The organism is Mycobacterium sp., assembly GCF_049673265.1.
Classification (GTDB): Bacteria; Actinomycetota; Actinomycetes; order Mycobacteriales; family Mycobacteriaceae; genus Mycobacterium.
In genome coordinates this window covers 1-6,709 of the sequence record NZ_JBATXN010000697.1, presented here as the reverse complement: position 1 = coordinate 6,709, position 6,709 = coordinate 1, and the positions used below count along the sequence as shown (strand labels likewise).

The 6,709-nt window shown below is 64.6% G+C and carries 7 protein-coding genes and 1 pseudogene; 6 read left to right on the top strand and 2 right to left on the bottom strand.

The window, feature by feature from the left end:
* From WBF82_RS23665 to WBF82_RS23640, 6 genes are all read left to right on the top strand, one after another.
* The coding region (locus WBF82_RS23665; protein ID WP_424385359.1) for a YncE family protein at positions 1 to 452 on the top strand (452 nt) is incomplete at its 5' end.
* Between the two features lie 424 nt (positions 453 to 876).
* Positions 877 to 1,389: a DUF3887 domain-containing protein gene (locus WBF82_RS23660; protein ID WP_424385358.1), complete on the top strand. Its 513-nt coding sequence runs from the start codon at positions 877 to 879 to the stop codon at positions 1,387 to 1,389.
* Between the two features lie 19 nt (positions 1,390 to 1,408).
* Positions 1,409 to 2,263 carry a sulfurtransferase gene (locus tag WBF82_RS23655; protein ID WP_424385357.1) on the top strand — a complete coding sequence of 285 codons (855 nt, stop codon included), beginning with the start codon at positions 1,409 to 1,411 and terminating at the stop codon, positions 2,261 to 2,263.
* 218 nt (positions 2,264 to 2,481) lie between these two features.
* On the top strand, positions 2,482 to 3,693 hold the full coding sequence (locus WBF82_RS23650; protein WP_424385356.1) for an acetyl-CoA acetyltransferase: 1,212 nt from the start codon (positions 2,482 to 2,484) through the stop codon (positions 3,691 to 3,693).
* Positions 3,694 to 3,696: 3 nt separating this feature from the next.
* Complete coding sequence (locus WBF82_RS23645; protein ID WP_424385355.1) at positions 3,697 to 5,229, top strand: carotenoid oxygenase family protein; 1,533 nt, start codon at positions 3,697 to 3,699, stop codon at positions 5,227 to 5,229.
* Positions 5,226 to 6,140, top strand: coding sequence for a winged helix-turn-helix transcriptional regulator (locus tag WBF82_RS23640; RefSeq protein WP_424385354.1), 915 nt, complete (start codon positions 5,226 to 5,228; stop codon positions 6,138 to 6,140). The genes WBF82_RS23645 and WBF82_RS23640 overlap by 4 nt, the downstream gene beginning before the upstream one ends.
* Here WBF82_RS23640 and WBF82_RS23635 read toward each other — a convergent pair.
* Both WBF82_RS23635 and WBF82_RS23630 read right to left on the bottom strand, forming a co-directional pair.
* A complete protein-coding gene (locus WBF82_RS23635) occupies positions 6,137 to 6,565 on the bottom strand; it encodes a hypothetical protein (protein ID WP_424385353.1) in 429 nt (142 codons plus the stop codon). The genes WBF82_RS23640 and WBF82_RS23635 overlap by 4 nt on opposite strands.
* A 16-nt stretch (positions 6,566 to 6,581) precedes the next feature.
* Positions 6,582 to 6,709 (bottom strand): annotated as a pseudogene (locus tag WBF82_RS23630) (VOC family protein); the annotation flags it as partial.

Below are 6,709 nucleotides of genomic sequence, written 5' to 3'. Positions count from 1 at the left end.
CCGTCTACGTCACCAACACCGTAGACGGCACGGTGTCGGTGATCGACGGCTCGACGCGCAATGTCACCGCCACCGTCACCGTGCCCGGCGCCACGAACGTGGCTGCGGACCCGGGCACCCACACCGTCTACGTCAGCAACATGAACGACGGCGACAACTCGGTGTCGGTGATCGACGCCTCGACGCGCACCGTCACCGGCACCGTGCCGCTGGGCAAGAATCCGGCCGGGGTGGCGATCGGGGTGGCGGTGGACCCAGGCACCCAGACCGTCTACGTCATCAACGACGGCGACAACGACGGCACCGTGTCGGTGATCGATGGGTCGAGGCGCACCGTCACCGCCACCGTGCCCCTCGGCACGGAGCCTGGCGTCGTGGCGGTGGACCCGAGCACCCACACCGTCTACGTCACCGCCAAGGACAACGCGGTGTCGGTGATCGAATCTCGATAGTGACCGGATCAGCGACGCGCTCAGGCACTTTCGCCGTCGGTCCGAGTGCTCGACGACAACGAAGTCGACGAATTCGTATACGGCAGGCAGGCGCCAGCCGCACACTGCTCAGAACAAATTCGACCAGGAGAGCACATATGACAGCCAGTGGCGATGCTCAACCAACCCGAAAGCGCTGGCGGCTCGTACCGGTAGTGGTGATCTCCCGGGTGGTGGTCATCGGTGCCGTCGTGTTGGCCGTGTCCGTATCTGGATGTGGGGGTGGTGTCAACTATGTCGCGAGACAGCTGCCAACTATGTCCTGAAATCAGACACTGCCGGGGGCACAGGCGAGCGAAAAATGTGTGCGGCGGTCCGCGGCGCGGATGGTTCGATAGCTAAGAGCGCGCCCTGCCCGGGCGCTGCGGACTGCAACGGAGAACATGTGATCGCCGCCGCACGCAAGAAACTGATCACCGCAAACCGCGGCGTGGTCGTCGTCGCGGCGAGTACCGCACTGGCCACGGCGGGTATCGCGCTCGCGGCCTGCCATTCGGGCAGCCACGGGACAACAGCAGCATCGACCACGTCCAGTGGGGCCGCGGCCACCTCCACCGCCGCCGCCAAGCCCGCACCGGCGCGCGACGACCAACTTGCCCTGAAGATGCTTGACGCAATCGTGCAAGGAAACTTCGACTGTGTCACAACGCATTTCGACAGCCTAATGCGGCAAAAACTCACGTCTCAGGCGCTCGCGTCGGCGTGGTCCGAAGCTCAGCAGGTTCTCGGCAACTACCAATCCCATGGCGATCCGGAAGATGTCCCGCGCGGCGATCTCACCGTGGTGAACGTGCCACTGCACATGGCCCAAATGCCAGGCCAGTTCCGAGTGACCTTCCATAACGACGGAACCGTCGCCGGCTTGTATTTCTTGAGAGCCGGAGTGCCGGTTCCCTAACCGATCGGAGGTTCGGTCATTGAATGCGCGCGCCCAAATTGTCATCAGTGCCGCGGAGTTGACCGCTCGCATCGACTCGGGCGATGCGATAACCATTCTCGACGTGCGCTGGCGACTCGACGAGCCCGACGGCCACGCGACGTATCTGCACGGGCACATCCCCGGCGCGGTCTACGTGTCACTCGAGGACGAACTGACCGACCACACCCTCACCGGACGAGGACGCCACCCGCTGCCGTCGGGACGCAGCATCGAGACGTCCGCGCGACGTTGGGGCATCCGGGAGGGCGTGCCCACCGTCGTCTACGACGACTGGAATCGCGCCGGTTCGTCGCGAGCATGGTGGGTGCTGACCGCGGCGGGCATCAAAAGTGTGCGCATCTTGGACGGCGGCCTGTCAGCCTGGCGGTCGGCCGGCGGCGCCTTGGCGACCGGCGCGGTCACGCCCGCACCGGGCAATGTGGCTGTGGTGCACAACGATTTATACGCCGGGGCACTCCCGACGTTGACGGCGCAGCAGGCCGACGCTGCCGAGGTGACACTGCTCGATGCACGAGCACCCGAACGCTTCCGCGGTGAAGTCGAGCCGGTCGATCGCGTCGCCGGTCATATTCCCGGCGCAAAGAATCTTCCCAGCAGCGATGTGCTGGCAGCCGACGGCACGTTTATCGCACAGCGCGAGCTCAGCCGGCTGCTTTCCGATCACGACATCGAGCGCGACGTGCCGGTCGGCGCCTACTGCGGCTCGGGTGTCACGGCCACCATCACACTCGCGGCACTCGCCACGATGGGATACCACGCGGCGTTGTTTCCCGGGTCGTGGTCGGAATGGTGTTCGGATCCGGGCCGTGTTGTGGCGCGGGGATCCGAGTAGCCGATAACGACTACAAGGTTTGTCAATGGCCGCCGACGGTAATGAGGCTAGGAAGGTGGGCGCGTTGGTCGACCTGCGTGTTCACTTAGGTCCTGTCGGTTCAGCCGAGAGCCGACGGGGCCGTCTCTCTTCTCGGCCTCTAGAGATCCGGCCAATCGGTGCGAACGTCTGACTAATCGGACGTAGTATCACTCTCTTAGTTGTAGTAGCGTGCGGCTATGGACACCGACGTCTGGATTCTGGGCGGCTACCAAAGCGATTTCGCCCGCAACCTCACCAAAGAAGGCCGCGACTTCGCGGATCTGACCAGCGAGGTTGTCGAAGCCGCACTCGCCACTGCCAAAGTGGACGCGGCCGAGATCGGCGTCGTACATGTCGCGAATGCGTTTGGTGAGATGTTCGCCGAACAGGGCCACCTCGGCGCCATGCCGGCCACGGTGTGCGACGGTCTGTGGGACACCCCGGCGTCGCGGCATGAAGCCGCTTGTGCTTCCGGCAGTGTGGCGACCCTGGCAGCGATGGCAGATCTGCGATCGGGCAACTACGACACCGCATTGGTCGTCGGCGTCGAGTTGGAGAAAACGGTCCCCGGCGATACCGCAGCCCGTCATCTCGGCGCCGCAGCGTGGACCGGTCACGAAGGAGCCGACGCACGATTCCTCTGGCCATCGATGTTCGCCCAAGTCGCCGACGAGTACGACCGCCGTTACGGCCTGGACGAAACCCACCTGCGGGCGATCGCGCAACTCAACTTCGCCAACGCGCGGCGAAACCCCAACGCGCAGACCCGAGAATGGGCTGTGCCCGACCCGATCAGCGACGACGACACAACAAACCCGCCGATCGAGGGCCGGCTGCGCCGATTCGACTGCAGCCAGATGACCGACGGCGGCGCGGCAATCGTGCTGGTGACCGATAGATATCTGCGCGATCGTCCCGGCGCGCACCCGATCGCCCGCATCACCGGTTGGGGGCATCGCACCGTCGGGCTGGGTCTGCGGCAGAAACTGGACCGCGCGGCCGACGACGTCTACGTGCTGCCGCACGTGCGGGCAGCCGTGCTGGACGCGTTGCGCCGCGCGCAGACCTCGCTCGATGACCTCGACGGGATCGAAGTCCACGATTGCTTTACGCCCAGCGAGTATCTGGCGATCGACCACATCGGGCTGACCGGGCCGGGTGAATCGTGGAAGGCCATCGAGAACGGGGAAATCGAGATCGGCGGGCGGCTGCCGATCAACCCCAGCGGCGGGCTGATCGGTGGCGGACACCCGGTCGGCGCGTCCGGGGTCCGCATGCTCGTCGACGCGGCCAGGCAGGTCAGCGGAACAGCCGGCGACTACCAGGTCGAGAACGCGAAAACCTTTGGCACGCTGAACTTCGGCGGTAGCACCGCAACCACGGTCAGCTTCGTCGTTAGCCAGGGCTGACCAATGGATGTCGAAATCGTCGGTAAATTCTTGTCGACCCTGCCCGAAGACGACGACCACCCCTACCGGACCGGTCCGTGGCGACCGCAGACCACCGAGTGGGACGCCGACGACCTTATTGCCGTCGAAGGTGAAATCCCGCACGACCTCGACGGCGTTTACCTGCGCAACACCGAAAACCCGCTACACCCGGCGCTGAAGACCTATCACCCGTTCGACGGCGACGCCATGCTGCACGTGGTCGGCTTTCGTGACGGAAAAGCGTTCTACCGAAACCGCTTTGTCCGCACCGAAGGTTTCCTGGCCGAGAACGAAGCCGGCGGCCCGCTGTGGCCGGGCCTGGCCGAACCGGTGCAGTTAGCCAAACGCGAACAGGGCTGGGGCGCCCGCACCAGGATGAAGGACGCGTCGAGCACCGACGTCATCGTGCACCGAGGTATCGCGCTGACCAGCTTCTACCAGTGTGGTGATCTATATCGAGTCGACCCGTACTCGGCGAATACCCTCGGTAAGGAGACTTGGGACGGAAACTTCCCGGTCGACTGGGGGGTGTCCGCGCATCCGAAGGTCGACCCCAAAACCGGTGAGTTGCTGTTCTTCAACTACAGCAAGCGGGCCCCATACATGCACTACGGTGTCGTCGACGACAGCAACCAACTGGCCCACTACGTCGACGTTCCGCTGCCCGGGCCGCGACTGCCACACGACATGGCATTCACCGAAAACTATGTGATCCTCAACGATTTTCCGTTGTTCTGGGATCCGAGACTGCTCGAACACGATGTACATCTACCGCGGTTCTATCCCGACATTCCATCCCGCTTCGCGGTAGTCCCCCGTCGCGGCGAAACGGGCGACATCCGGTGGTTCGAGGCAGACCCCACGTTCGTGCTGCACTTCGTCAACGCCTACGAAGACGGTGACGAGATCGTGCTCGACGGATTTTTCGAAGGCGCTCCGCAACCGCTTGACGGCGGCAGGGGGCTTGGCTCCCAAGAAACACAGTGGGACAAGCTCTTTCGCTTCCTGGCGCTGGATCGGCTGCAGGCCCGGCTGCACCGGTGGCGGTTCAACCTGGTCACCGGCGCCGTGGCCGAAGAGCAATTATCGGAATCCATCACCGAATTCGGAACTATCAACTCCGATTACGCAACCGATAACTATCGCTACACCTATGCAGCCACCGGCAAGCCGGGTTGGTTCCTGTTCGACGGGCTGATCAAACACGATCTGCACACCGGAGGCGAAGAGCGCTATCCGTTCGGCGACGGCATCTACGGTAGTGAAGCCGCGATGGCTGCACGACTGGGCGGTGTCGGCGAGGACGACGGATACCTGATCACGCTGACTACCGATATGAACGCGGACGCCTCCTACTGTCTGGTTTTCGATGCCGCACGAGTAGGCGATGGCCCGGTATGCAAACTCGCGCTGCCTGAACGGATTTCCAGCGGTACTCATGCCACCTGGGCAGCCGGCGAGCAGCTACGACGCTGGCATACCGCCGAATCCCCCGCCGCCGCGATCGGGCTGTGAACGCAGCGACCCCGACCGCGCTGACCCCCGGCGGTACCAACGCCGTTGGGCGAATCCTTGGGTTGCTCGGCGACGAATGGACGCTGCTGATCATCCAGCAGGCATTGTTGGGAGCTACCCGCTACGGCGAGTTCATCGAGCGGCTGCCGATCTCAAACTCGGTGCTCACCAACCGATTGCGGTCGCTGACGGAGGACGGACTGCTGGTTCGTAGCGTTTACCAAACCCAGCCGGTTCGCGCCGAGTATCTGATCAGCCGACGTGGCCGCGCGCTTTGGCCGGTATTGCTGTCGATCTGGGAATGGGAACGACGGTGGGTGCCCAAGCATGTGCACCGGCTTCCCGGGATGCGCCACACCTTGTGCGGTAGCGACTTTGCGCCGATGCTGGCCTGCCGGTCGTGCGGCGAGGTGGTGACCGAGAAGGAGGTCACCGCGCGCTGGGGTCCAAGCGGCTCGTGGCCGCGCTCGGTACCGGAGGCCGTCACCCGTCGGCGCGCCAGCGCCGAAGGCAATCGGCACCAAGCAGGGCTGTTCCCGGAGACCATGAGCGTGTTCGGAAACCGTTGGGCGGCTGCACTGTTGGTGTGCGCTTTTCTCGGAACCACCCGCTTCACCGATTTTCAACCTCAGCTTGGTGCGCCACCGACCCTGCTGGCCGGCCGGTTGCAGACGTTTTGCGCCAACGGCGTGCTTTCCCATGCACACGCCCGGTATCAGCTCACCGAAAAGGGCCGGGCATTCTTCCCGGTGATCGTCACCGCGTTGCGGTGCGGCCAGCAATGGTTTCACGCGCCGGAGGGGCCGGCCGTGCTGATCACCCATCACGGCTGCGGCCGGCCGTTCACCGGCCAGCTGATCTGCGACCAATGCGCCCAGCCGCTGAAAGGTGCGCAGGTCAGCGTGCGCTAGCGGGTTCGGCCGCCGCGCAGCGCCGACGCCAACGCCCACACCGAGCACAGCACCGCCGCTGCTGCGGCGACCGCGCCGATGTAAAGGCCATACGCGGCCGACACCGGTGTCTTGACGTAGACGTCGTAGTACCACACGGTCAGCGCGAAGACCAGCAGCGAGATCACCAGGGCGGCAACCGATGCCTGCCTTGCTGACAAGTCCCTTCCGACCATTGCGCCCGCAACCAGCAGCGTCGACGACAGCAACACGATCAGCTGACCCGGCCCGAAGTGCTGCTGAAGATGCAGGCTACCGATGCTGCCACCGATGGCGTTGGCCCAGCCGCCGCCGCCTGTGCCTGTCGTGAGCCACGGCAGCCACGAGCTCAACGACACCATCGCGGCGAACAGTGCAACCAACCAACCCGGGCGCAGGCGCGTCATACATCGACAGTAGCGGCTACGTCTGCAGCGACGACAGATTGAACGCCGTGCCAGTCGGGTCGGTGGCCGCGGCGAGGCGCCCATAGGGGGTGTCCTCGGCCGGCTGTACCACCGCGCCACCGTTATCGGTGATCAGCTGCAGCG

What these genes read in the sequence shown, in the direction of transcription:
- WBF82_RS23650 (WP_424385356.1), top strand. Translation starts at nt 2,482, where the DNA reads ATGGACACCGACGTCTGGATTCTGGGCGGCTACCAAAGCGATTTCGCC.
- WBF82_RS23645 (WP_424385355.1), top strand. Translation starts at nt 3,697, where the DNA reads ATGGATGTCGAAATCGTCGGTAAATTCTTGTCGACCCTGCCCGAAGAC.
- WBF82_RS23635 (WP_424385353.1), bottom strand. Translation starts at nt 6,565, where the DNA reads ATGACGCGCCTGCGCCCGGGTTGGTTGGTTGCACTGTTCGCCGCGATG.